Genomic DNA, 24,272 nt, shown 5'->3' with positions numbered 1-24,272 from the left:
GATCGACGCATCACCATGGAAAGGCCGCACAGTATGACGAACCACCTCTGGTCCGCCGAGCGGATCAGCGCCCTCGGCACGCTGCTCTGGAATGTCGACCCCGGGAAGTGGACCGAGGCCGACCTGTCTCGGATGGCGGTCGAACAGGGCTGGCGTTGGGAGGCCGGAGAGTGGGGGCCGATCCTGCGCACACGCTCCTACGGTGACGCGTGGTTGCGCCCGGTCGACGACTTCATGGAGATCCACGTGACCCGCGAGGAGTACGTGGGCCTGCACTTCCCGTTGGGGCGGGTCGGAACCGGGGCACGGGAGCAGGTCGAGGCGTTCCGTGACGCGGGCCGTGCCCTGCGCCAGGGGTTGGGCGAACCGAACGTCATCGGTTCCGACGACGAGAGTCCCTTCCATGGTGAGATCCCCTACTGGGGTGCTCCCTTCCTGCGCTGGCGCCGGAGCGATCACAGCCTGGACCTGCGCGCCGGCCGCGATGGCCCGGTCCTGTGCCTGGTCCCGACCTCCCCCGCCGAGGGTTGGTACTGGTACCAGCGTGAGCACGGGGGTGATGTGACCGCCGGTTTCCTCGGGGTGTCCATGACCGGCGACGTCGGCGGCATGTCCATCGCGGGGATCACCCGATTCGACGACTGGAAGCCCTACGCGCGCCGGTTGGTCGACGTCTTTCGCGACATGCCGTCGGAACTGACCGCGATGGACCACGAACGTTCCTTCGGCTTCCACGGTCGCTTCCCCGGTGAGGAGGGCGGTCCCTGGGTCTTCCACTTCGAACTCGGTGAGCACGTGTGCTTGGGTCTGGACCGGGTCGCGGCCGACGCGCTACGGAACGATCCCGAGGCGCCCGACCCGGAGGAATTCGGTTGGGTCGAGGCCACCGCGGAACGCCATCTGGAGATGGAGGTCACCCACGTCTCTCCCGCCTACCGCTTCGACGAGGTCAACGCGGTGCGCCTGGCGATGCTCGTGTTGGAGACCGCCGAGGCCCTGGGGATCCGCACCCCCGAGGACCTCTCCCTGACCGACAGCGGCGACACCGTCCCGATGCCCGGCGGTGGGTGGCGTGAGGCCTATCGGATCAGCGACTACGGGCTCTGTGTCACCGGTAATCCCTGATCCGGGCGGTACCGTCCGCCCATGAGCCTTGTACTGCACCTGACCGAGCTCTCCCGGTGGTCGATCGGCGGGGACGTCGAAGCCACGTCCTTGGACACCGAGGGATACCTGCACGCCTCCCCCGACGAGGCGACCATGCTCGCCGTGGCGAACGCCTTCTACACCGACCCGGCCGAACCCCTGGTCGTCCTGGTGGTGGACACCGACCTGCTGGACGCCGAGGTCCGTTGGGAGTCCGCCGCCCCGGTCCCCCCACCCGGGGTGGGCTCCGACGTGCGCTTCCCCCACATCTACGGTCCCATCCCCCGTCGCTCCGTGACTTCGGTGCTGCGGCTCGTCCGTGACGCGTCCGGACGCCACACGGCGTTGGAGGAGAGCCGGCCGCCCACCCCGTGAGTGTGAGCTCGACCGGTCGTCGTTACGACAAGCCGTTTTGGCTACACAGTGTTTTGGCGACAGGGCGACTTGGCGACACGTCGCCTTGGAGACAGAGCGACTTGGGGGTCGAGGAACATCGGAACAGGATCCGGCGCTGAGCCAGGATCGCCTTCCGAGGAAGCCCCTACTTCTGGAAACACACGGACCGGGCGGCCCCACCGCGCCCCCGATCCTCCGGCGGATCCGGCGGGGGAACTCGCGCCTTCGCCGCCCCGCCGGCTCCGGTCCCCGAACCGTTCGCCGACCTGCTACCGCGGGCCGCAACGGAGCGGTCCGACATCAACACCGCGAACAACGGCGTTCCCTGGGACGAAGGCTTCTCACACTTAGATGTGACCTCACCGGCCGGCTTCGCCCCTGTCGGCCTCGCCTCTCAGGAGCACGCAGCCCGTTCGGCCATGGGCGCGTTATCCCAGGTACGAGCTTTTTGTGTTATTTGCGCAAACAACACACAGAATATTCATCGTGGAACGTTCCGCTCCTAGGCTTCCTGTGACCTGCAACGCATTGGAAGGGGAGCGCGGGATGGACTCGCACACTGCGGAACGGCCGGCGGTCGCCACGCGAGAGGACCACGGCCTCGGAACCGTCGTAGCGCCGCACGAGCAAGCGGTGCGGGCGGGGATGACCATGTACGAGCACGGCGGCAACGCCGTGGACGCGGCAGTCGCCGCAGCACTGGTCAGCGGCGTCATCGAGCCTGCCGAGACGACGCTCGCGGGGTGCGGGTTCGCCGTGCTGGCCGAGGACGGCGCCGATCCGGTCGAAATCGACTTCGGACCGAAGGCACCGATCGGGGCATCCGCGACGATGTTCGAACTGGAGGAACGGGAGGGAGGGGCCCAGGCCCCGGTGCTCGGGCTGGCGACGGTGGCCGGGAACGCCAACGTCGACGGTCCGCTCGCCTCCGGTGTGCCCCGGACGCTGCTTGGACTCCTGACGACGCACGCACGGTTCGGGTGTCTGCCCCGCACGGTCGTCCTGCAACCGGCGATCGAGGCGGCGCACACCGGGTTCGCGCCGGACGCCTGGTTCATCACCTCCGCGCTCGGCGACATCGAGCGGCTGCGCAGTGACCCGGTCGCCAGAGAAGTCTTCCTGGACGGGCGGGGGCTACCGAAGGGCGCCGGGACGGATGCCGGATACGGACAGTCCTTCGCCGCCTACCCCATGATCACCCAGCCCTTGCTGGGACGCACGCTCGAAACCGCCGCACACGCCGGCCCCGACGTCCTGGTCGACGGCGAGATCGCCGACGGGCTGGTTCAGACCTCTCGTCAACGAGGCGGTCTACTCACTCCCCAGGACCTCCGCGCGGCGGAACCCGCGGTCCGGGCCGCGCGCCGGCTTCGTTACCGGGGATCGACCGTCGCCGCCCCACACGCCCCCTCCGGAGCGCTGACCGAACTCCAGGCGCTCAATGTCTGGCAGCGGGTCCGCCCCGGGGCAGGCCTGCCGACCGCGTCCGGCGCCGACCTTCGGGCGCTCGCCCTCACGCTCCGGCACGCGTTCGCGGACCGCTACCACTGGCTTGGCGACCCCGCGGTCCGCGAGGTCCCCGTCGAAGAGCTGCTGTCGGACGCCTACGCCGACGAACTCGCCGAGCAGGTCACCGAAGGGAGCGACGTACCGGGATGGCGGGAGGGCGCGCCCTGGCTGACCTACGCCTCGCGCGCCGCACACGACCCCCGGGCCACCGGTTCAGGGCTCCGCTCGACGCGGAGTTGGTCACCCGCCGGGGCGACTCGGCCGACGAGCGGCACCACGCACATCTCGGCGGCGGACGCGCAAGGGCGCGTCATCAGCATCACGCACACCGCGGCGAACCACTTCGGTAGCGGCATCGTGTGCCCTCGTACCGGGTTGCTCCTCGACTCGGCGATGGCCTGGTTCAACGCGGCCCCGGGGGCCGCGAACAGCATCGGCTCGGGCGCTCGCGCACTGGCGAACATGGGTCCCGTCGTGGTGCTCGGCGACGACGGGACCAAGGCCGCGATCGGGGCGTCCGGCGGGCGCCGGATCGTGAGCGCCGTCACCCAGCTCGTGATCGCGCTGGTCGACGGCGGCTCGTCCGCGAGGGAGGCGCTGGCGGTACCGCGCATCGACGCCAGCGGTAGATCCCTGGTGGTACCGGGCTCACTGCGAGGGCTCATCGGCGACCTCGGTGACCTCGACCCGTTCGTCCCCGCGCACTCCAACGACCCGTTCCCCATGGACTTCAGCCGTCCGAACATCGCCCGCTCTCTGGGTGGCGGACGCACCGAGTCCGCGATCCTCGCGTCCCACTTCAACGTTTAGGAGCAGCCATGCACACAACCGGACAGGAGCCGGAGACTTCGGGAACGAAGGTCACGGCGACCAAGACATTCCTGGTCTCGGGGATCGGGACGGCGCTGGAGTACTACGACTTCCTCATCTACGGACTCGCGGCCGGGCTCGTCTTCAACGTGCTCTTCTTCCCCGACGTCGACCCCGTTGTCGGCACCCTCTACGCCTTCGCCGCGTTCGGCACCGGATTCCTGGCGCGCCCGCTCGGCGGCATTGTCATCGGGCACTTCGGTGACCGCATCGGCCGCCGCCCGATGCTCGTGCTGACACTGATCACGATGGGCTTCTCGACCCTGGCCATCGGCTTCCTGCCGACCTACGACACGATCGGGGTCTGGGCGCCGGTCCTGCTCGTGCTCTTCCGCCTGATCCAAGGATTCGCCGCCGGCGGTGAATGGGGCGGCGCCGCGCTCTTCGGCATCGAGAACGCACCGCGACACCGCCGCGGGCTGTGGGGAAGCTTCACCAGCATGGGCATTGGCCTCGGCACGCTTCTGGGAGTCGGGGTCTTCGCTGCCACGAGCGCGATCGCCGGCGGTGATCTCGTGGAGTTCGCCTGGCGCGTGCCGTTCTGGCTGGGCGGGGCGCTCATCGTGATCGGGCTGATCGCCCGTCTCAACATGCCGCAGGAGGAGGCGGTCACAGCCGCCAAGCCGGACACGATCCCCTTCGTCGAGATGCTCAGAACACGACCGAAGCAGATCCTCTTGGTGCTCGGCGTGAGCTACGGCTACAACACCATCGCCTACATCGGTTTCACCTTCTTCCTCTCCTACCTGACCTCGATCGGCTACGACTCGACCCAGGCACTTCTCGGCCAGCTCTCCTACAGCGCCGTCCTGCTCCTGAGCGCGCCCCTGTTCGCCCTGCTCTCGGACGTCATCGGGCGCAAGAAGGTCATGATCCTCGGCGGTGTCGCGATGGCGATGTTCCTGTTCGCCTACTTCCCGATGGTCGGAACGTCCAGCATCGTCATGGCAACGATCGCCTTCGGTGTCACCGGGCTCATCACAGGCATCACGCAGGGGCCGATCCCCACGCTCTCCGGCGAGCAGTTCCCGGCCCGACTGCGATACAGCGCGATGTCGGCGGGATATCAGGTGGGTGCGGCGCTCGGCGGTGGGACCGCCTCGTTCATCGCGACGTGGCTGCTGGTCGCCACCGACAACCCGCTCTCCGTCGCCGTCTACGGGGCTTCGGTCATGCTGGTCCTGGTGCTCTGCTCGCTCGGGCTGCGCGAGACCTCGCACCTGTCCACCGAGGAGATCAACGCGGGATAGGCTGCGAAAACCGGGAGGTAACGCGATATGGACCAGGTACGGCTCGGCGACGTCGCGCTGCGCGCCGGAGTGTCCGCCACCACCGCCTCCCAGGTCTTCTCGGGAAAACGCCCGGTCTCGGTCGACGCCCGACGGCGTGTGCTGGAAGCGGCCTCCGAACTCGGATACCGGCCGAAGGGGCGTACCGGGACCATCGGGATCCTGGTGCGCCCGACCGAGGCGATCACCAGTTTCACCGCCGGGACGACGTCGTTCTCGACCATCACAGGAGCGGTGACCCTCGGGCTGCTGAACGCCGGGTACACGGTGTTCGTCGCGAGCTCGCTCAGCGAGCTCACCGCCCTCGCGGCACGGCTCGACGGCGCGGTCGTGCTGCACCCGAACTACGAGGACGAGACCCTGCGCGAACTGGAGTCCCGGCGGATCCCGGTCGTCGCCTTCGATCGCGATCCGTCCAGCTCCACGTTCGAGTGGTGGGTCGGCGTCAACTACTTCGCCTCTTTCATCAAGCTCATCCAGCACCTCCAGTCGACGGGAGCGGACATGATGGGCCTGATCGTCGGCGAGACCGACAACATGTACCGAAGGTCGATCCTGCAGGCCTACTCGACGCTCGCGGTCTCGTCCGGGAATCGGCAGCTGATCCGTGTCGCCGCCAACGATGATGGTGCCGAGGGCTCACGCGTCGTGGCGACGAGGCTGTTAGAGGCCCACCCCCGGTGCGATGCCGTGCTGACGTCGTCGAGCGTCTTCGCAGCCGGTGCGCTCGACGCCGCCCTCGGGATGGGACTCGCGGTGCCCGGCGACGTCAGGGTCGCCTGTGCCCTCGACGGCGCCGTGGCCGAGACGGCCACCGTCCCGATCACGAGTCTGCGCATCGACACGACCGCCATCGCCTCGCGGGTCGTCGGTGTGCTTGAGGACCGTTTGCGCGACAACGAACCGCCGACCGCGCACCAGACGATCCCGCTTGACCTGGTGGTGCGGCGCTCGACACAGCCGCCGGGCTGAACCAGGCCGAGGCCGTGGCCGCACCTTGCGGGAAGCACTCCAACCCTTGGTCCGGGGCATCCCCGCGGTGCGCTCACGCCAGGGATCCCGTAGGCGGCGTCCGGCCAAGCTCCACGGCGACAAGGCCTACCACTTCCGCGAGCGGCGCCGCTGACCGTGCGCGCGGCATCGGCGTGCGCATCGCCCGTGTTCTGATCTGCCATAAGCACCTGGCCAGGCACACCGACGACCTTTGAGATGAGCTCTTGGCGCCGGATCCTGCTCCGACGTTCCTCACCCCCGGACGTGGAGCCAGGGCGACGTGCCTCCAAGACGATGAGCGGAGAAAGGACGAAGGGCTTGTCCACAGCCTGTGGACAAGCCCTTCGCTTCGCCGCGCGGGTGGGTCGACTCAGGCGTCGACCCCGGCCCGGTCGGGCACCACGTCGCTGTGCTGGCCGACGCTGGCGGGGATCGTGTGGCGAGCCCGGCCCCTGTCGATCCCGAGGAACCGGTTCAGGTGGCCCTTCTTACCGACCACGAACCAGGCGATGGCCCCGAACAAGGGGAACCAGAGGATGAAGATCACCCACAGGAGCTTGCCCCCTGTCGAGGTGTCACCGTTGGCGAGGGTGGAGACGATCGCCGCGACGATCATCACCACGACCGCGAGGAACGCGAGTCCGATGAGGACGCCGGTGACCCCGCCCATCCAGACGACCGCCCGACCACTGGTGTCCGTCAGTTGGGCCAGTCGCTCCAACTGTGGTGTCTCCGACAGGTTCGTGATCATGACTCCCCCAAGCATGATGTGGCCAATCTACTACCCAGAGTAATAATCACGATCGTCGAGGAAGTACATTCCTTCGGTTACGGGCGTTTCCCCCTTGGGTCCCACGGGTTCCGATTCCGTGGGCCCCTCGCGGTCGGACCCCCTACTTTCCGGTAGCACCCCCCACCAGGCCTTTCCACTGCTTTACTGGTTGCCATGGGCGAGCTTCGGCGATCTGGCAGCAACATTTCGACCCTCCGACCCCCGACCGGCACCTCCGGGGAAACCGGCACCCTCGACCACCGAATCACGAGAACCCGCGCTCACCCGGGGACCCCCGTCCCAAGGGTCCGGTGAACGGTGGCCAGGCGACCCCGATACCTCTGGCTGGCCGAACAACTGCGCGCCCCCATCCTCAACGGGGAGATGAGCCCGGGAACCCGGTTGCCCTCCCGTACCCGTCTGGCCCGTTCCTACCGGGTCAGCGAGCAGATCTCCCGCACCGCGCTACGACTCCTGGTCACCGAGGGGCTCGTCGAGTCCAGACCCGGATCCGGTTACTTCGTTCGTGCCGTCCCCGAGGTGTTCCGGCTCTCCCGTACCGACGCCACCTCGGGTTCCGGGCTGGGCGGGCTGAGCCGGGAACGGGTCGGCACCGAGCAGGAACGCAGTTCGGGCCGGCTCACCGCCCGACTGCGGCTGCGTGACGGCGACCCGGTGTACCGGACCACCTCCCGCGGTCTGCACGGCGACCGCTCGGTCACCCTGCACCTCTCGTGGGAGCCGGCGGTCCTCACCGCCGGAACCCTGCGCACTCCTTTCGACGCCGCCGACGTAGGCCCCCTCGAACGGCTCGGTTCCGTGGGACATCCCGTCGACCGGGTCGTGGAGGAGGTCGGGATCCGCACCCTGCGTGACGCGGAGGCCGAACTGCTGGACATCCCGCCCGGGGTCCCGGTCCTCGTCGTGGAACGGACCCACTTCAGCGGTGATCGTCCGGTGGAGACCTCCGACCTCATCGGTTCCGCCGAACAGTGTCGACTTCTCTACAAATTGTCCTTGGGCCGAACCCGCGGCCTCCGGCCCCCGACCTGAGCCGGACACGGCGAAGGGCGGTGGCCCGTCTCTCCCGCAGGAGGGACGAACCACCGCCCTCAGGTCACACCCGACCGGCCTGGCATCCGGAACGGACACCCGGACCCGCCACGGATCAGGCCTGGATGAACTCCTTGGCCACGACCTCGGCGATCTGCGCGGTGTTCAGCGCGGCGCCCTTGCGCAGGTTGTCCCCGCATAGGAACAGGTCCAGCGACTTGGGGTCGTCGATCGACTGACGGATACGACCGACCCAGGTCGGGTCGGTGCCCACCACGTCGTTCGGGGTCGGGAACTCGCCCTTGGCGGGGTCGTCCAGGACCTCGACGCCCTCGGCGGCGCCCAGCAGCTTGCGGGCGTCGTCGGCGGCGACCTCGCTGTCGAAGGTCGCGTGCACGACCAACGAGTGCGTGGTGATCACCGGGACGCGGACACAGGTCGCGGAGACCTTCAGGTCCGCCAGACCCAGGATCTTGCGGGACTCGTTGCGGACCTTCAGCTCCTCGGAGGACCAGCCGTCGTCCTTGAGCGAGCCCGCCCACGGCACGACGTTGTAGGCCAGCGGCGCCGGGAACGGGCCGAGTTCGTCGACGGCCTCGCGCATGTCGCCGCCCTTGTCACCGAGGGTGCGGTCCGAACCGGCCTTGGCCATCTGGTCGCGCAGAACGTCGATGCCCTCCTGGCCGGCGCCGGAGGCGGCCTGGTAGGAGGAGACCACGAGTTCCTTGACGCCGTAGGTGCGGTGCAGGGCACCGATCGCCACGATCATCGAGAGGGTGGTGCAGTTCGGGTTGGAGATGATGCCGCGCGGACGGTTGCGGACCTGGTCCGAGTTGACCTCGGGCACCACCAGCGGGACGTCCGGGTCGAGCCGGAAGGCGCCGGAGTTGTCGACGGCGACCGCGCCGCGGGCGGCGGCGATCGGCGCCCACTCCTTGGACACCTCGTCCGGTACGTCGAACATGGCGACGTCGACGCCGTCGAAGACCTCGGGGGCCAGGGCCTGGACCACGACGTCCTCGCCGCGAACGCTCAGGACCTTACCGGCGCTGCGCGCGGAGGCGACCAGACGGATCTCGCCCCAGACGTTCTCGCGCCGGCTGAGGATCTCACGCATGACGGTGCCGACCGCGCCGGTCGCACCGACGAGGGCGAGGGTGGGAAGACGGTTGCTCATCGGCCGGTACCTCCGTAGACGACAGCTTCGACCTGGTCGGCGTCGAGCTGGAACTCACTGTGCGCGGCCTGGACCGCGGCGTCGACCTGGTCCTCTTCGACGATGACCGAGATACGGATCTCCGAGGTGGAGATCATCTCGACGTTGGTGCCGGAAGTGGCGATGGAGTCGAAGAAGCGGGCGGTCACACCCGGGTAGGAGCGCATGCCGGCGCCGATCAGCGAGACCTTGCCGATCTTGTCGTCGTAGCGCAGGGAGTCGTAGCCGACCTTGTCCTGGACCTTCTTCAAGGAGTCGACGGCCTGCTTGCCGGAGTCCTTGGGAACGGTGAAGGAGATGTCGGTGCGCGAGGTGGAGACCGCCGACACGTTCTGCACGATCATGTCGATGTTGATCTCGGCGTCGGCGAGCGCCTTGAAGATCGTCGCGGCCTCACCGACCTTGTCGGGGACGCCTACGACGGTGATCTTGGCTTCGCTCCGGTCGAAAGAGACCCCGGAGATGATCGGCTGTTCCATGCCTTCGCTTTCCTCGACTTCCGAAACGATCCACGTGCCGGGCTTCTGGCTGAACGACGAGCGGACGTGCAAGGGGATGTTGAACTGGCGCGCGTACTCGACGCAGCGCAGGTGCAGGATCTTGGTGCCACTGGCGGCCATCTCCAGCATCTCCTCGTAGGAGATCTGCGGGATGCGCTGCGCGGTGGGCACGACACGGGGGTCGGCGGTGAACACGCCGTCCACGTCGCTGTAGATCTCGCAGGCGTCGGCGTTGAGCGCACCCGCGAGAGCGACGGCGGTGGTGTCCGAACCGCCACGACCCAGGGACGTGATGTCCTTCGTGTCCTGGGAGACGCCTTGGAAACCCGCGACGATGCAGATCGCACCCTCGCCGACGGCTTCCTGGATACGCCCGGGAGTCACGTCGATGATCTTGGCGTTGCCGTGCAACGACGTGGTGATGACTCCGGCCTGGGAACCGGTGAAGGAACGAGCCTCGTACCCGAGGTTCTCGATGGCCATGGCCACGAGTGCCATGGACATGCGCTCACCCGCGGTGACGAGCATGTCGAGCTCGCGGGCGGGCGGCATCGGGGAGACCTGTTCGGCCAGGTCCAGCAGTTCGTCGGTCGTGTCGCCCATAGCGGAGACGACGACCACGACGTCATGTCCCGCCTTTTTCTGAGCCACGATCCTTTGGGCTACTCGCTTGATGGCTTCCGCGTCGGCCACGGAAGACCCACCGTACTTCTGCACGATTAGGGCCACGATCGATGCTCCTGAGGAGTTGGGATCAAGACAATTCACAAGGGAGTGTAGTCAGTGACGCCTCGCCGCACCCGTTCCGACCTGCGGTGGGAGGGCGTGGCGTCTTGACACACCAGCGCTCGGGCCTACCCGCTCGAACGGAGGTTACTCATATTTCGTCCCCATTACGGGCGAATGTGAGCTAGAACTCCAGGCTTCTGCGGCCTTCGAAGGCACGACCCAAAGTGACCTCGTCGGCGTACTCAAGGTCGCCGCCGACGGGCAGACCGCTGGCCAGGCGGGTGACTTTCAGCCCCATGGGTTTGACCAACCGCGCCAGGTAGGTCGCGGTGGCCTCCCCTTCCAGATTGGGGTCGGTCGCCAGGATCAGCTCGGTCACCTGGCCGTCGGCCAGACGGGTCATGAGCTCCTTGACGCGCAGGTCGTCCGGTCCCACGCCCTCGATGGGGCTGATGGCGCCGCCGAGCACGTGGTAGCGGCCCCGGAACTCCCGGGTGCGCTCGATGGCGACGACGTCCTTGGACTCCTCCACGACACAGATGATCGCGGTTTCGCGGCGGGTGTCACGGCAGATTCGGCACTCGGTCTCTTCGGCGACGTTGCCGCAGATGGAGCAGAAGCGGACCCGCTCCTTGACCTCGACGAGCGCGTTGACCAGGCGCTTGACGTCCGCGTGTTCGGCGGACAGGAGGTGGAAGGCGATGCGTTGCGCGCTTTTCGGACCGACGCCGGGCAGCCGCCCGAGCTCGTCGATCAGATTCTGAACCGCGCCTTCGTACATGCCTACCCACTCGGTCGGAACCGGGATCGACCCGGCGGGGCCGTTGTCGCCCCTTGTGATCCCCCACCGTATCGGGGGCCGGTGACCTCTTCGGACAAGGGACCGGCGAAGCAGAGGCGGTGTCCCGGCCTCGCCGCCCCGGCCCTGTCACCGGGACGGCGCCGTCTCCTCAAGCCTTCCGGCAAGGACTCGGCCCGTCCGGAAGGAAACCTTAGAAGCCGGGGAGACCGGGGATCCCGCCGCCTCCGGGCATGCCCTCGGTCAGCGGACCCATCTTCTCCTGCTGGAGGCGCTCGACCTGCGCCTCGGCGTCGCGGATGGCCGCCAGGACCAGGTCCGCGATGGTCTGGGAGGTCTCCTCCGCGTCGGTGGGGTCGACGGCCTTGGGGTCGACGGTGATGTCCTCGACCTGTCCGCGTCCGCTCAGCTTGACCTTGACCAGGCCACCACCGGAGGTGCCCTCGACCTCGGCCTCCTCCAGGGCCTGCTGAGCCTCCACAAGCTGCTGTTGCATCTGCTGGGCCTGCTGGAGCAGGGCCTGCATGTCCATTCCGCCAGGGTTCACGGCCGTCTCCTCGCCGCACTCGAGGTGCTGGGTCTCTTTCCGGATGTCACTTGTCTGTGAGGGTAGTCGGTACATCCGGTGCCGTTCGCGCTCCGTTCGACGAGCCGGTCGAGAGGCTCGGGCCCCGGTTCGTCACGGGGAGGACTTGGTCGCACCGTTGACCCGATTTCACCAGCGAAAAGACCGAAGAGAGCGGCGGGGAACGGCCTCGGTTGACATGATGGCGACGGGGTCTCTCGACCCCTTCGGTGTCCTTCGACACCACATCCGACCAGCGACGACCAGGGGACTGAGGACGTGTTGACCGCAAGGGAGCGCAACTCGGCACTGATCGAGGCGATAATCGCGGACGGCACGCTGAGGGACGCCGCCCTCGTGGAGGCGTTCCGCGCCGTGCCCCGCCACCTGTTCATCCCGGAGACGGGCGCGGTGACCGCGCGCGGCGGCACGCTGAGCGCCGAGGGGAACCCGGACCGCTGGTTGGCCGCCGTCTACACGGACAACGCCATCGTCACCCGCTTGGAGGGACCTGAGGTCCCTCGGCAACGAGGATCTCGACAGGGTTCGGCCACCTCGTGCAGCTCGGCACCGACCGTGCTCGCTCGGATGCTGGAGCTGGCCGATCTCGCCAACGGCCAGCGAGTGCTGGAGGTGGGCACGGGAACGGGTTGGAACACGGCGTTGCTCGCCCACCGGCTGGGCGACCGGGCCGTGACCTCGTTGGAGATCGACGACCGTCTGCTGGGCGCGGCCCGGCGGGCACTGCACGACACCGGATTGTCCCCCGCCACCTATCTGGCGGACGGCCATTCCGGGCACCCGGACGGCGCGCCGTACGACCGGATCATCAGTGTCTGCGGGGTGCGCCGGGTGCCGGGTGCCTGGTTGGAACAGCTGGTCGAGGGCGGGTCGATCGTGTGCCCGTGGGGCCTGTTGGAGAGCGCGGGAGTGCTCATGCGCCTCGAACGTCGAGCCGGGGGCGCCGCGCTGGGCCGATTCCACGGAGGCGTGGGGTTCGTGGCGCTGCGCGCCCCGGGGTCCTCGTCACCGCCGGTACGCGACGCCGGGCAACAGCCCGACGAGTACCGCCTCACCCAGGAGGACCCGGTATCGCCCCTGCTGACCTTCGCGTCCGCGTTCGCCCTGTCGGTGATGGTGCCGGACTGGCGGATGCGACGGCGCTGGATCGGTACCGGATCGGGCCTGTGGCTGTGCGACCGCCGGGGTGATTCCTGGGTGCGGATCTACCCCTACGGCACTTCGTGGATGGTCGAGCAGGGCGGCCCGCGCAGCATCTGGGACGAGTTCGAGGACGCCTTGAGGCTCTGGACCGATCTGGGCCGGCCGGAGCCGGACCGGTTCGGGTTGACCGTGGGTCCCGACGGTGGTCAGCGGTTGTGGCTGGACGACCCCGACGGACGATCCTGGCCGGTGGGTTCACCGATCTGAGGTATCGCTCCTCGGGTCGGTGTTCTTCTCCCGGAACCTGCGCAGCAGTTCCTCCTTGCGCTCACGGGCGTCCCCCGTCGGTCCGCCCTTGTCCCCCGCCTTGCCACCGCGCAGAGTGGAACGGGCGACGGTGGTGCGTTGCCCGCCCATGCCGAGCATGTTGTTGTTCTTCGCCACGGGGTCCTCCTATTCGACTAGAGCGAGACACTACGTCTCGCCAAACGGACTCACGCTTGATCATAGCGACGTCAATACGAGACGTCTCGTCATTTTTGAGCCACTACCTTGGAACCATGGCAGACAACACCGCCGAACAGACCCGACGCACACCGGACCCCCGCCGGCGCAGCCAACGCGCGCGCAACGCCATCCTCGACGCCGCCGCCGAGATCCTGGGCGAGATCGGCTACGCCAGGCTGACGATGGAGGCCATCGCCTCTCGCGCCCGGGTCGGTAAACAGACCATCTACCGGTGGTGGCCATCCAAGGCCGCCGTGGTCTTCGACGTGTTCACCCGGCTCACCGGTTCGGAGGCCGGTGAACCCCTACCCGACACCGGAGACCTGGCCGCCGACCTCAAGACCGTCCTTCGGGCGACCGCCGACGAGTTCGTCGACCCCACGATGGACCGCACCACCCGGGCCTTCACCGCGGAGATCCAGAACGACGAAGAGTTCGCCCGCGCCGTCTACGAACACCTGACCAGGCCCAACATCGAGGCTTTCCGGAATCGACTGCGATCCGCGCGGGACTCCGGCCAGATCCGTACCGACGTCGACCTGGACCTGGCCGTGGAGATGTTCAACGGCCCGTTCCAGCACCGGTGGCTACTGCGCACCGGACCGATCGACCACTCCTACACCGACACCCTGGTCGACACGGTCCTGCGCGCGTTGCGGCCCTGAAACTCCGCCGAGGAGACACCCCCGCCGGCGGCACACGGCTCACAGTTGTCCGGGTGCCTCGTGCTCGATCTCCTCGATCAGCTTGCCGCCGAGCTCGGTCTCGATGAGGGTGGTACCGCCACCGGAACCACCGTTGGACGTCGCGTCCTGCCGCGAGCCACCCGCCGAAGGAGCGTTGTTCGTGGACGCGCCATCGTCGGGCGCGGCCGGCGACGTCCCCGGAACGGACGTCTTCGCGGGGCTCGCGTCCCGACCCCCCGGGGCGTTTCCACCCTGGACACCACCACCGCGGGTCGGCGCCGCGACCCCGTAGTCCTCCGGCGGCGGAGCGGCGGCGTCCTCATAGGGGTCCGGCGGTGGCTCCGGACGGTCGCTGAGCAACCGTTCCGGTGGCGAACCCGCGGGTCGCGCCGGTTCCGGAGCCGGTTCGGGCGAGGCAGGCGCGGCGGCCTGGGGCTCGGACCGTCGCGGTGGGGCGTCCCACCCGGCGGGTTCGGCCGGTCGCGGCGCGGGCTGCGATCGCTGGGTCTGCGCGCCACCACTCGTTCCCGAAGGTGCCACGCGCACCTCGATGCCCAACACCTGCTGGATCGCCCCGGCCACGACCTTGTCGCTACCGGTGTTGGTGAAGCCCTTGGCCTCGTTGGGCTTGTTGAAGCCGAGCAGCACGGTGTTGCCCTCGACCCCGATCGGCTGTACGTCACCGCCGTGCAGCATCATCCACGTGAACCGGCGACGGCCCTTGACGGCTTCCATGATCTGGTGCCAGGCACCCTGGAGCCGGCCCAGGTCCAAGGGACCACCGCCACCGGCGGGCGCGCTCTGCTGCGGCGCCGCCTGAGGACGGGAGGGCGCGGGCGCGTCCCAGCCCGAGGGCTCGTTCCGTCCGCTCGGGCTCGGAGTCGGTTCGGCGGGTCGGGAGGGTTCGGGCCGTGCGGGCTGCGGAGCCGGGGGCCGCTGCACCGGAGCCGGGGCCGGGTCGGGTGCGGGGGGCGCGGCTTGCGCGGGGGCCTGGGCCATCGGTGCCGCGGGCACCTGCGGCCCGGAAGCCGCCGGGGCGACCGCCCCGGACGCCAGCCGGCGCTCCATCTGCTCCAGCCTGGCCAGCAGCGCGGTCTGGTCACCGTCGGTGGCGGGCAGCAGGATCCGCGAACACAACAGCTCCAAGAGCAGGCGCGGCGCGGTGGCGCCCCGCATCTCCGTGAGCCCCTGGTTGAGGACCTCCGCGGCCCGGGACAGTTCCGCCGGCCCCAGCCGCGCGGCCTGCTCCTTCATCTGGTCCACCGACTCCGGAGAGACGTTGACCAGGCCCTTGTCGATGGCGTCCGGAACCGCGGCGAGCACCACCAGGTCACGGAAGCGCTCCAGCAGGTCCGTGGTGAAACGGCGCGGATCGTGACCGCCCTCGACCACCCGGTCCACCAGACCGAACACGGCCGCGCCATCACGCGCTCCCAGGAAATCGACCATCTCGCCGAGCAGGCTGGAGTCGGTGTAGCCCAGCAGGGAGACGGCACCCTCACGGGTGATACCACCCTCGTCCGAACCGGCGATCAGCTGGTCCAGGACGGAAAGGGTGTCACGCGCCGAACCCGCGCCCGCGCGCACCACGAGCGGAAGGGCGGCCGGGTCGTAGGAGACCTCCTCCTGCTTGAGAAGGTCCTCCATGAGCTCCTTGAGGGTGCTCGGCGGGATGAGCCGGAAGGGGTAGTGGTGGGTCCGCGAACGGATCGTCCCGATGACCTTCTCGGGCTCGGTGGTCGCGAACACGAACTTCAGGTGCGGCGGGGGCTCCTCGACGAGTTTGAGCAGCGCGTTGAAACCCTCGCGGGTCACCATGTGCGCCTCGTCGATGATGTAGATCTTGTAGCGCGATTTCACCGGCGCGAAGAAAGCCCTCTCGCGCAGGTCACGAGCGTCGTCGACACCACCGTGGGAGGCGGCGTCGATCTCGATCACGTCGAGGCTGCCGCCGCCGTCGGGGGCGAGCCCCACGCAAGAGTCACAGGTTCCGCAGGGATCCGGGGTCGGCCCCTGCTCACAGTTGAGCGAGCGCGCGAGGATGCGCGCGCTGGTGGTCTTGCCGCAGCCGCGTGGTCCACTGAAGAGGTAGGCGTGGTTGATACGTCCGCTCCGCAGCGCCTGGCGCAACGGGTCGGTCACGTGCTCCTGGCCGCGCACCTCACCGAACGTCGCGGGACGGTACTTGCGGTACAGCGCGATGCTCACGGTGTGATCACTCCCCTGGTCCCTGCCACGGTCCCATTCAACCCTCTGGGAGTGACAACTCGCGCCGGGTCGGGGAAACCGGGAGGGGCTGATCCGGGGCGGGTACCCCCGAGAACAAGAAAGGACCCCCCGCGCACCCGCCAGAGCCTACTTATCCTTGCTGCCTTCCGGCCCTGGGGAGGTTCATAGGATGACGCCGCACGAGGGGTCTGCCCCAGAGTGTATCCGAAGCCGGCACTGCTCCGGCAACCCTCGTCGCTCCGAGTTCCACCGGGTCGAACCCGTTCGAAGCACTCCCGCGAAGCCTGTACAGTTGCTCTCGGAGGATTCGCCTAGTGGCCTAGGGCGCACGCTTGGAAAGCGTGTTGGGTGCAAGCCCTCAGGGGTTCGAATCCCCTATCCTCCGCCGAGCGGCCCGTTCTGGTCGACGACTCACGTCGTCTTCCCGGACGGGCCGTAATGCTTTCCCAAGGGGACGACCCCCTGAAACCCCCGACGGCCCACCAGGGCAAACGGAAGGCCCCGATCGCACAGCGGTCGGGGCCTTCGTCGTTTCCGGGAGCCGGACGGTCACGGGCGGGGGATGTTGCGGAGGTTGGAGCGGGCCAGGTCGATCATGGCCCCGACCCCGCCTTGGAGGACCGTTCGTCCCGCCGAAAGGGCGAACCCGGTGATCTGGTCGGCGGTGATCCGCGAGGGCACCGACAACGCGTTCGGGTCGGTGATCACGTCCACCAGCACCGGCCCATCGGCCGACAGGGCCTCGTCCAGCGCCTGACGCACCTTCCGGGGGTCCTCCACCCTGATCGACGGCATGCCCACGGCCTTGGCCACCGCGGCGTAGTCCACCGGCGGATGGTCGGTCTGGAACGCCGGCATGCCGTCCACCATCATCTCCAGGCGGACCATACCGAGCGAGGAGTTGTTGAACACCACCGTCGTGATCGGCAGACCGTGCTGCTGGACGGTGATCAGCTCACCGAGGAGCATGCTCAGGCCGCCGTCCCCGGACATGGAGACGATCCGGCGCCCCGGCGCCGCGTACGCGGCGCCGATCGCGTGCGGCAGGGCGTTGGCCATGGTCCCGTGGGTGAAGGAACCGATCACCCGCCGCCTGCCGTTCGGGGTGACGTACCGGGCCGCCCACACGTTGTTCATGCCGGTGTCGACGGTGAACACGGCGTCGTCCGGCGCGGCCGCGTCCAGGTGTCGGGCCACGTACTCGGGGTGGATCGGGGTGTGGTCCTCGATGTCCTTCGTGTAGGCGTCCACCACCCGGGTCAGGGCGCGTTCGTGCCGGCGGAGCATCTCGTCGAGGAAGCGCACGTCGTTCTTGGCGCGGAGCACAGGCCGCAGGGCGCGCAGGGTGGCGGCGACGTCGCCCTGCACCCCCAGTTTCAGGGGGACGCGACGGCCCAGTCGGCGCGGGTCGTGGTCCACCTGGACGACGTTCTTCTTGGGCAGGAAGTCGTCGTAGGGGAAGTCGCAGCCCAGCAGGACGGTGAGATCGGCCTCCTGGAGGGCGTCGTAGCAGGCCCCGTAGCCGAGCAGGCCGATCATGCCGACGTCGTGGGGGTTGTCGTACTGGATCCATTCCTTGCCGCGCAGGGTGTGCCCGACCGGGGCCTTGATCTTCTCGGCGAGCTGGATGACCTCCTCGTGCGCGTCCCTGACCCCGGCCCCGCAGAACAGGGCGACCTTGTCGGCCTCGTTGATCCGCCGGGCGAGCTCGCGCACGTCGTCCTCACCGGGCCACGCGGTGGCACGCCCGGCGGTGACGGGGGTGTCGTCGGCGGGCCCGCTCGCCTTCCGCCCGGCGATGTCCCCGGGCAGGACGAGGACGGCCACACCGGGGGTACCGAGGGCGTGTTGGACGGCCACGCGCGCCAGGCGGGGCATCTGTTCCGGGTGGGAGACGAGTTCGCGGAACTCGGTGACGTCGGCGAAGAGCCGTTCGGGGTGGGTCTCCTGGAAGAAGCCGGTGCCGATCTGCCGGGAGGGGATGTGCGAGGCGAGGGCCAGCACGGGCGCCCCGCTGCGTTGGGCGTCGTAGAGACCCTGGATCAGGTGGGTGTTGCCGGGACCGCAGGATCCCGCGCACACCGCGAGCCGGCCGTCGATCTGTGCCTCCGCGGCGGCGGCGAAGGCCGCGGTCTCCTCGTTGCGGACATGGACCCATTCGATGCCGTCGATGTCGCGGATCGCGTCCACCACCGGGTTGAGGCTGTCCCCCACCACCCCGTAGATCCGGGTGACCCCGGCGGCGATCAGGGTGCGTACGAGCTGTTCGGCGACGGTGTTCCTGCTCAAGACGGACCTCCAGGGACAGAGTGTGGCGCGGGCGACGGGCCCCCGCTCCAACGCTAGGAACGCCCTACCCGGATCACCCGTATCGCCACACCACGATGTTCGTCCCGCTCCTCGTCACCCGGACCCCGCGAGGCGGATCGGCGCCGACGGGGGTAGCTTTCCGGGGGACCGAGGAAAGGGGACCGGGTATGTGGTGGGACGGGGATCTGCGTTATGTCGCCCTCGGCGACAGCCAGACCGAGGGTGTCGGCGACGGTGACGAGAGCAGCGGTTTTCGGGGATACGCCGACCGATTCGCCGAGCACATGGTGGCCGCCGGGGCCCGGGTCGAGTACGCCAACCTGGCGGTACGTGGGCGTTTGGCCGGGCAGGTGCACGCCGAACAGCTGGAACCCGCGCTGCGGTTGCGCCCGGACGTCGCGACCGTCTTCGCCGGGGTCAACGACCTGATCCGCCCCGGGTACGACCCCGACGTCGTGATCGGCCACCTGGAGACGATGTTCGCCGAGCTGACCGGTGCGGGGGCCAAGGTGGCCACGCTGACCTTTCCGAACATCACGAAGATCGCGCCCTTGACCAGACCGCTGCTGCCACGGGTCCTGGACTTCAACGCCCGGGTTCGCGCGGCCGCCGCCCGCCACGACGTCGCGGTGGCCGACTGCTTCGGCCACGCGGTCGCCACGGACCGCCGTCTGTGGGCCCCGGACCGGTTGCACTGTTCCTCGGAGGGGCATCGAAGGATCGCCGGTGCGGTGGCCCACGCGATGGAGCTGCCGGGCGCGGACATCTCCTGGGCCGATCCGCTGCCTCCGTTGCCCACTCCCGCCGCCGTGACCCGGGTCTACGACGAGCTCACCTGGCTGGGTTCGTTCCTGGGCCCTTGGGTGGCGCGCCGTATCCGCGGTCGTTCCTCCGGTGATGGTCGTGTGGCCAAGCGTCCCGAGCTCATCCCGCTGGTCCCCTGACCGACACGGTCGAGGTTCCCGTCCTTCTCGGGGGCGGAGCCTCGATCCCTTGTGCAACTTGTTGCATAATGAGGGGGAGGTCGGCCGGACACCGACCGAGAGGCACCGCGCGAGGAGAGACCATGAGCGACTACCCCCACCTTCTGGAACCCCTGGACCTGGGCTTCACCACCCTCAAGAACCGCGTGATCATGGGCTCCATGCACGTCGGTCTGGAGGAGGCCCCCAACGGCTTCGAGAGGATGGCCGCCTTCTACGCCGAACGCGCCCGCGGCGGCGTCGGCCTGATCGTCACCGGCGGCATCGCCCCCAACCCCGAGGGCGCCACCTACACCGGCAGCGCCAAGCTCACCGATGACGAAGAGGTCGCCGAGCACCGCCTCATCACCGAGGCCGTGCACCGCGACGGCGGCCGGATCGCCATGCAGATCCTGCACACCGGCCGCTACGCCTTCAGCGAGGACTCGGTCTCCGCCAGCGCGATCCAGGCGCCGATCAACCCCTTCGTGCCGCACGCCCTCACCGACGAGGAGGTCGAGCGCACCATCGAGGACTTCGCCCGCTGCGCCGAGCTCGCCCGGCGGGCCGGGTACGACGGCGTCGAGATCATGGGCTCCGAGGGCTACCTCATCAACCAGTTCATCGCCCCCGCCACCAACAAGCGCGAGGATCGCTGGGGCGGCTCCTTCGAGAACCGCGTCCGCCTGCCCCTGGAGATCCTCCGCCGGGTCCGCGAGCGCGTGGGCACCGACTTCATCGTCATCTACCGCCTGTCCATGCTGGACCTGATCCCCGACGGATCCACCTTCGACGAGGTCGTCGAACTCGGCCGCAGGGTGGAGGCCGCCGGCGCCGACATCATCAACACGGGCATCGGCTGGCACGAGGCCCGCGTACCCACCATCGCCACCTCCGTGCCGCGCGGCGCCTACACCTGGATCACCGAGCGACTCAAGAAGGAACTGTCCGTCCCCCTGGTGGCGGTCAACCGCATCAACACCCCCGAGGTCGCCGAGCGCATCATCGCCGACGGCCAGGCCGACATGGTCTCCCTCGCCCGCCCGATGCTGGCCGACGCCGACTTCGTCGCCAAGGCCGCCGCCGGCGCCCCCGAGGAGATCAACACCTGCATCGGCTGCAACCAGGCCTGTCTGGACCACACGTTCAGCCTCAAGATCACCTCCTGCCTGGTGAACCCGCGAGCCTGCCACGAGACCGAACTCGTACTCTCGCCCACCAAGGTCCGCAAGAACGTCGCCGTGGTCGGCGCGGGCCCCGCCGGGCTCGCCTTCTCCGTCTCCGCCGCGAGCGTCGGACACACCGTCACCCTGTTCGACGCGGCCGCCCGGATCGGCGGACAGCTCAACATGGCCCGCCGCGTGCCCGGTAAGGAGGAGTTCGACGAGACCCTCCGCTACTACCGCGTGCAGCTCGACAAGCACGGCGTGGACGTACGCCTGAACACCCCGGTCGCCGCCGCCGACCTGGCGGGCTACGACGAGGTCGTCGTCGCGACCGGTGTCTCCCCGCGCACCCCCGAGATCCCGGGTGTCGACCACCCCAGCGTGGTCGGCTACGTGGACGTGCTGCGCGGCGGCGCGGAGGTCGGCGAGAAGGTCGCCATCATCGGCGCCGGCGGCATCGGCTTCGACGTCGCCGAGTTCCTCACCGACACCGGTGAGGAGGCGAGCCAGGACGCCGAGGCCTTCTTCCGCCAGTGGGGCGTGGACCTCGACTACAAGGAGCGCGGCGGCCTGCGCGCCCCCGAACGCGTCGCCCCGCCCCGCAGGGTCCACCTGCTCCAGCGCAAGACCACCAAGGTCGGCAAGGGCCTGGGCAAGACCACCGGGTGGATCCACCGTCTGGAACTGCGCCACCGCGGCGTGGAGATGGTCTCCGGAGCCGAGTACCGCCGCATCGACGACGACGGCCTGCACCTGACCGTGGACGGCGAGGAACGTGTGCTCGACGTCGACACCGTGGTGCTGTGCTCCGGTCAGGACCCGCGCCGGGACCTCGCCGACGAGCTCACCGCCGCCGGGCGGACCGTGCACGTGATCGGTGGCGCCGACGTGGCCGCCGAGCTCGACGCCAAGCGCGCCATCAAGCAGGGCACCGAACTCGCCGCCTCCCTGTGATCCCCCGTGGCCGCGGACCCGACCGGTCCGCGGCCGCCCCTTCCTAGAATGCGCACATGTCCCTGCCCCACGCGATCCTCACCGCCCTGTTGGAGAAACCCTCCTCGGGACTGGAGCTGACCCGACGCTTCGACCGTTCCATCGGATACTTCTGGTCCGCCTCCCACCAGCAGATCTACCGAGAACTGGGGAAGTTGGAGCGGTCCGAGCTGATCCGGGCCCTGCCCAACGACTCCCCCACGCGGGGACAGCGCAAGGAGTACGAGGTACTGGCCGCGGGCCGCGCCGAACTGGAGCGTTGGGTGGGCGAGACCGAGGAGCCCCGTTCCCTGCGCGACACCCTGATGCTGCGGGTACGCGCCACAGGCGTCGTGGGTGTGGACCCCGACTTCGTGGCCGAACTGCGCCGGCACCGAGAGCTGCACGGCGAACGACTCGCCGAATACCGCGAGTTCCAGCGACGTGACGCGGCCCGAGGCCGAGGGACCGAACGCGACCGGGTCCAGGGGCTGGTCCTGCGGGGCGGGGTCGAGCTGGAGATGTTCTGGGTGAACTGGCTGGACAAGGCCATCGCCGAGCTCGGGGAGACCAAGGGCCCGACCGGGGGGACCTCCCCCTCCTGACGCTTCCGGGGCAAGAAAAAACCGCCCCCGGTGCTCCCGGGGGCGGCTGGTGGCGGTGGAGGAGGGATTTGAACCCTCGAAGGGTTGCCCCTTACCCGCTTTCGAGGCGGGCGCCATCGGCCACTAGGCGACTCCACCGAGAGGAACTCTACCGGATCCTGCGCCGTGCGAAAAACCGGGTGAGCAACCCCGAACACCTTTCGGCCACGTTTTCGCTGATCATCTCGGGTGGAATCACTTCAGGACGGTGGTTCTGCCGAGGGTCCCGGAGCAGGTCCCACATCGAACCGACCGCACCGGCCTTGGCGTCCCGCGCCCCGTAGACCACGCGATCCACTCGGGCGAGCACCGTGGCACCCGCGCACATCACGCAGGGCTCCAGGGTCACCACCAGCGTGCAGCCGCTCAGGCGCCACTCACCGCGTGCCTCGGCGGCCGCGCGCAGGGCCAGTACCTCCGCGTGCCCGGTCGGGTCACCCGTGGCCTCACGTTCGTTGTGGCCGCGCCCCAGCACCGTTCCGTCGGGTCCCAGCACGACCGCGCCCACGGGCACGTCGTCGGTCCTCAGGGCACGCTCCGCCTCGACCAGGGCTTCGAGCATCGCCGAGTCGGCCGTGGCACGGTCGATCCCGGGAAGGGTGCCCGTCACAGCCGCATCGAGTCGAGGAGTTCGGCGAAGCCGGTGCGTTCGGCCACCACCGCGAGGACGTCACCGGGCAGCACCCCGCCATCGGCGGAGAGGGACCGCAGTTCCTCGCCCGGCACCCCGAGGTCCGAGAGCAGACCGTCGTCACCGTCGGGACGCGGATCGGGGCGGGCTCCCGCGCTCTCCACCGGCATGGGGGCTCCCAGGCCACCGGCCTCGGAAAGGATCCCGGCCACCGGGTGATCGTGCACGACCCGACCGTCGGAGAGATAGACGCGCGGCTCGGAACCCATCACGTCCACACGCACGACGGCGAACCACTCGTCGTCGGCCTCCACCAGGAGCAGGGCCATGTCACTGCCCCACTCGGTCTCGTAGTCGAGCATGAGGTCGGTGATGTCGTCGATGACGTCCACATCACCGAGATCGACCTCGGTTCCGCGCCATGTCCCGCCGTTGGGAGCGAAGACAGCTGCGAAGGTCGACACGGCTCACTCTCCCGTCTCTCCAGGTCACTTCCGCAGGCGTCCTTACCCCATACCGTCGAGGACACGCTGAAAGGCCTGAGCGAATCCGAGACGTTCGGAGACGCTGGCGAGCACCTCGTCCGGATACAGGTCCAGGTCACCGGCGAGGGCGCCCAGTTCCATCTCGTCCAGGCCCAGGTCCGCGACCACGGACAGGTCGCCCGCGGGCAGGACCTGGTCGAGGTCGTCGTCGTGGGGAAGGTCGATGTCCAGGTAGTCGAGGACGTCCCTGGCCACCTGCCAGTCCACCGAGGCGGTCACGTCGGAAAGGAAGACGGTGACGTCCTCGCCGTACACCCGGACGATGATGAAGAAGTCGTCGCCTACGGACACCAGTCCGAGGGAACCGCTGATGCTCGGTTGTTGGCGCAGCGCGTGGATCAGACCCTTGAGGTCGTGCACCAGCGCGATGGGGAGGAGATCCACATCCCAGTACTCCTCTTCCCTGTATGCGACGGCCGCGAAGTCACCCGAGTCGTCGTCACCATGATCGAGCACTGTCATCGTCACCCCAACCCGGACGGTGTATCGGTGCGGACGAAGGGATCCGGCTCGCCCGTGCGAGTGTCATGGTAGCGATCACTCCCACCTCACAGCCTTCCTTCGTCCGCCATGGACCGGACCCACGTTCTCACGTCAGGAGGCTCCGGCGCGCCCCCGC

General features: G+C 68.9%; 22 protein-coding genes, 2 tRNA genes, 1 other RNA gene and 1 pseudogene. 13 read left to right on the top strand and 13 right to left on the bottom strand.

Features of this window, described 5'->3' with window-relative positions:
- Window positions 1-33: 33 nt before the first annotated feature.
- The 6 genes and pseudogenes from ACWGSK_RS16130 to ACWGSK_RS16105 all read left to right on the top strand — a co-directional run.
- The gene (locus ACWGSK_RS16130; protein WP_452456111.1) at window positions 34-1,125 is read left to right on the top strand and encodes a hypothetical protein; all 1,092 of its coding nucleotides are present in this window, start codon (window positions 34-36) and stop codon (window positions 1,123-1,125) included.
- Window positions 1,126-1,146: 21 nt separating this feature from the next.
- Window positions 1,147-1,521 (top strand): DUF952 domain-containing protein, encoded by a 375-nt coding sequence (locus ACWGSK_RS16125; RefSeq protein ID WP_358508558.1) that lies wholly within the window; start codon window positions 1,147-1,149, stop codon window positions 1,519-1,521.
- A gap of 567 nt (window positions 1,522-2,088) precedes the next feature.
- Window positions 2,089-3,861, top strand: coding sequence for a gamma-glutamyltransferase (locus ACWGSK_RS16120; RefSeq protein ID WP_452456110.1), 1,773 nt, complete (start codon window positions 2,089-2,091; stop codon window positions 3,859-3,861).
- An 8-nt stretch (window positions 3,862-3,869) separates the two neighbouring features.
- Window positions 3,870-5,171, top strand: coding sequence for an MFS transporter (locus ACWGSK_RS16115; RefSeq protein ID WP_358508562.1), 1,302 nt, complete (start codon window positions 3,870-3,872; stop codon window positions 5,169-5,171).
- A gap of 27 nt (window positions 5,172-5,198) precedes the next feature.
- Complete coding sequence (locus tag ACWGSK_RS16110) at window positions 5,199-6,182, top strand: LacI family DNA-binding transcriptional regulator (RefSeq protein WP_358508564.1); 984 nt, start codon at window positions 5,199-5,201, stop codon at window positions 6,180-6,182.
- A 31-nt stretch (window positions 6,183-6,213) separates the two neighbouring features.
- Window positions 6,214-6,370: pseudogene (locus tag ACWGSK_RS16105) on the top strand (IS5/IS1182 family transposase); the annotation flags it as partial.
- A 203-nt stretch (window positions 6,371-6,573) separates the two neighbouring features.
- Here ACWGSK_RS16105 and ACWGSK_RS16100 read toward each other — a convergent pair.
- Window positions 6,574-6,954, bottom strand: a complete 381-nt coding sequence (locus ACWGSK_RS16100) for a PLD nuclease N-terminal domain-containing protein (protein WP_358508565.1) — start codon at window positions 6,952-6,954, stop codon at window positions 6,574-6,576.
- A 339-nt stretch (window positions 6,955-7,293) separates the two neighbouring features.
- On the opposite strand from ACWGSK_RS16100, the gene ACWGSK_RS16095 reads away from it, so the two are divergent.
- Window positions 7,294-8,028 (top strand): GntR family transcriptional regulator, encoded by a 735-nt coding sequence (locus ACWGSK_RS16095; RefSeq protein WP_358508566.1) that lies wholly within the window; start codon window positions 7,294-7,296, stop codon window positions 8,026-8,028.
- Between the two features lie 115 nt (window positions 8,029-8,143).
- On the opposite strand, the gene ACWGSK_RS16090 is transcribed toward ACWGSK_RS16095, so the two are convergent.
- From ACWGSK_RS16090 to ACWGSK_RS16075, 4 genes are all read right to left on the bottom strand, one after another.
- Window positions 8,144-9,205: an aspartate-semialdehyde dehydrogenase gene (locus tag ACWGSK_RS16090; protein WP_358508567.1), complete on the bottom strand. Its 1,062-nt coding sequence runs from the start codon at window positions 9,203-9,205 to the stop codon at window positions 8,144-8,146.
- On the bottom strand, window positions 9,202-10,473 hold the full coding sequence (locus ACWGSK_RS16085; RefSeq protein WP_358508568.1) for an aspartate kinase: 1,272 nt from the start codon (window positions 10,471-10,473) through the stop codon (window positions 9,202-9,204). Before ACWGSK_RS16085 ends, ACWGSK_RS16090 begins: the two co-directional genes overlap by 4 nt.
- Window positions 10,474-10,654: 181 nt before the next feature.
- On the bottom strand, window positions 10,655-11,254 hold the full coding sequence (recR, locus tag ACWGSK_RS16080; protein ID WP_358508569.1) for a recombination mediator RecR: 600 nt from the start codon (window positions 11,252-11,254) through the stop codon (window positions 10,655-10,657).
- Window positions 11,255-11,465: 211 nt separating this feature from the next.
- Window positions 11,466-11,804, bottom strand: coding sequence for a YbaB/EbfC family nucleoid-associated protein (locus ACWGSK_RS16075; RefSeq protein ID WP_067598433.1), 339 nt, complete (start codon window positions 11,802-11,804; stop codon window positions 11,466-11,468).
- 315 nt (window positions 11,805-12,119) lie between these two features.
- Between ACWGSK_RS16075 and ACWGSK_RS16070 the strand changes: the two genes are divergently transcribed.
- Window positions 12,120-13,268 carry a methyltransferase domain-containing protein gene (locus ACWGSK_RS16070; protein WP_452456203.1) on the top strand — a complete coding sequence of 383 codons (1,149 nt, stop codon included), beginning with the start codon at window positions 12,120-12,122 and terminating at the stop codon, window positions 13,266-13,268.
- Here ACWGSK_RS16070 and ACWGSK_RS16065 read toward each other — a convergent pair.
- Complete coding sequence (locus ACWGSK_RS16065; RefSeq protein WP_358508570.1) at window positions 13,257-13,445, bottom strand: DUF6243 family protein; 189 nt, start codon at window positions 13,443-13,445, stop codon at window positions 13,257-13,259. The two genes, ACWGSK_RS16070 and ACWGSK_RS16065, sit on opposite strands and share 12 nt — an antisense overlap.
- 116 nt (window positions 13,446-13,561) lie before the next feature.
- Between ACWGSK_RS16065 and ACWGSK_RS16060 the strand changes: the two genes are divergently transcribed.
- Window positions 13,562-14,173 carry a TetR/AcrR family transcriptional regulator gene (locus ACWGSK_RS16060; RefSeq protein ID WP_358508572.1) on the top strand — a complete coding sequence of 204 codons (612 nt, stop codon included), beginning with the start codon at window positions 13,562-13,564 and terminating at the stop codon, window positions 14,171-14,173.
- A gap of 39 nt (window positions 14,174-14,212) precedes the next feature.
- On the opposite strand, the gene ACWGSK_RS16055 is transcribed toward ACWGSK_RS16060, so the two are convergent.
- Both ACWGSK_RS16055 and ffs read right to left on the bottom strand, forming a co-directional pair.
- Window positions 14,213-16,402, bottom strand: a complete 2,190-nt coding sequence (locus tag ACWGSK_RS16055) for a DNA polymerase III subunit gamma and tau (RefSeq protein ID WP_452456109.1) — start codon at window positions 16,400-16,402, stop codon at window positions 14,213-14,215.
- Window positions 16,403-16,519: 117 nt separating this feature from the next.
- Window positions 16,520-16,615, bottom strand: an RNA gene (gene ffs, locus ACWGSK_RS16050) — signal recognition particle sRNA small type.
- 108 nt (window positions 16,616-16,723) lie between these two features.
- Between ffs and ACWGSK_RS16045 the strand changes: the two genes are divergently transcribed.
- A tRNA-Ser gene (locus ACWGSK_RS16045) sits at window positions 16,724-16,808 on the top strand.
- A gap of 164 nt (window positions 16,809-16,972) precedes the next feature.
- Here ACWGSK_RS16045 and ACWGSK_RS16040 read toward each other — a convergent pair.
- Window positions 16,973-18,712, bottom strand: a complete 1,740-nt coding sequence (locus tag ACWGSK_RS16040) for a pyruvate dehydrogenase (RefSeq protein ID WP_452456108.1) — start codon at window positions 18,710-18,712, stop codon at window positions 16,973-16,975.
- Between the two features lie 188 nt (window positions 18,713-18,900).
- Here ACWGSK_RS16040 and ACWGSK_RS16035 point away from each other — a divergent pair, with 188 nt between their 5' ends.
- From ACWGSK_RS16035 to ACWGSK_RS16025, 3 genes are all read left to right on the top strand, one after another.
- The gene (locus ACWGSK_RS16035) at window positions 18,901-19,677 is read left to right on the top strand and encodes an SGNH/GDSL hydrolase family protein (protein WP_358508578.1); all 777 of its coding nucleotides are present in this window, start codon (window positions 18,901-18,903) and stop codon (window positions 19,675-19,677) included.
- Window positions 19,678-19,799: 122 nt separating this feature from the next.
- Window positions 19,800-21,815, top strand: a complete 2,016-nt coding sequence (locus ACWGSK_RS16030) for an NADPH-dependent 2,4-dienoyl-CoA reductase (protein WP_358508580.1) — start codon at window positions 19,800-19,802, stop codon at window positions 21,813-21,815.
- A gap of 56 nt (window positions 21,816-21,871) precedes the next feature.
- Window positions 21,872-22,438 carry a PadR family transcriptional regulator gene (locus tag ACWGSK_RS16025; protein WP_358508731.1) on the top strand — a complete coding sequence of 189 codons (567 nt, stop codon included), beginning with the start codon at window positions 21,872-21,874 and terminating at the stop codon, window positions 22,436-22,438.
- Window positions 22,439-22,488: 50 nt separating this feature from the next.
- On the opposite strand, the gene ACWGSK_RS16020 is transcribed toward ACWGSK_RS16025, so the two are convergent.
- The 4 genes from ACWGSK_RS16020 to ACWGSK_RS16005 all read right to left on the bottom strand — a co-directional run bounded on the left by ACWGSK_RS16020 (window position 22,489) and on the right by ACWGSK_RS16005 (window position 24,115).
- Window positions 22,489-22,576 (bottom strand) — tRNA-Ser (locus ACWGSK_RS16020).
- 10 nt (window positions 22,577-22,586) lie between these two features.
- Window positions 22,587-23,039 carry a nucleoside deaminase gene (locus ACWGSK_RS16015; protein ID WP_358508743.1) on the bottom strand — a complete coding sequence of 151 codons (453 nt, stop codon included), beginning with the start codon at window positions 23,037-23,039 and terminating at the stop codon, window positions 22,587-22,589.
- 44 nt (window positions 23,040-23,083) lie between these two features.
- Window positions 23,084-23,572, bottom strand: coding sequence for a tRNA adenosine deaminase-associated protein (locus ACWGSK_RS16010; protein ID WP_358508730.1), 489 nt, complete (start codon window positions 23,570-23,572; stop codon window positions 23,084-23,086).
- Between the two features lie 42 nt (window positions 23,573-23,614).
- Window positions 23,615-24,115 carry a tRNA adenosine deaminase-associated protein gene (locus ACWGSK_RS16005; RefSeq protein WP_067598185.1) on the bottom strand — a complete coding sequence of 167 codons (501 nt, stop codon included), beginning with the start codon at window positions 24,113-24,115 and terminating at the stop codon, window positions 23,615-23,617.
- Window positions 24,116-24,272: the final 157 nt, after the last annotated feature.

The organism is Nocardiopsis sp. NPDC055551 (assembly GCF_053619415.1).
This window is presented reverse-complemented; position numbering and strand designations above follow the sequence as displayed.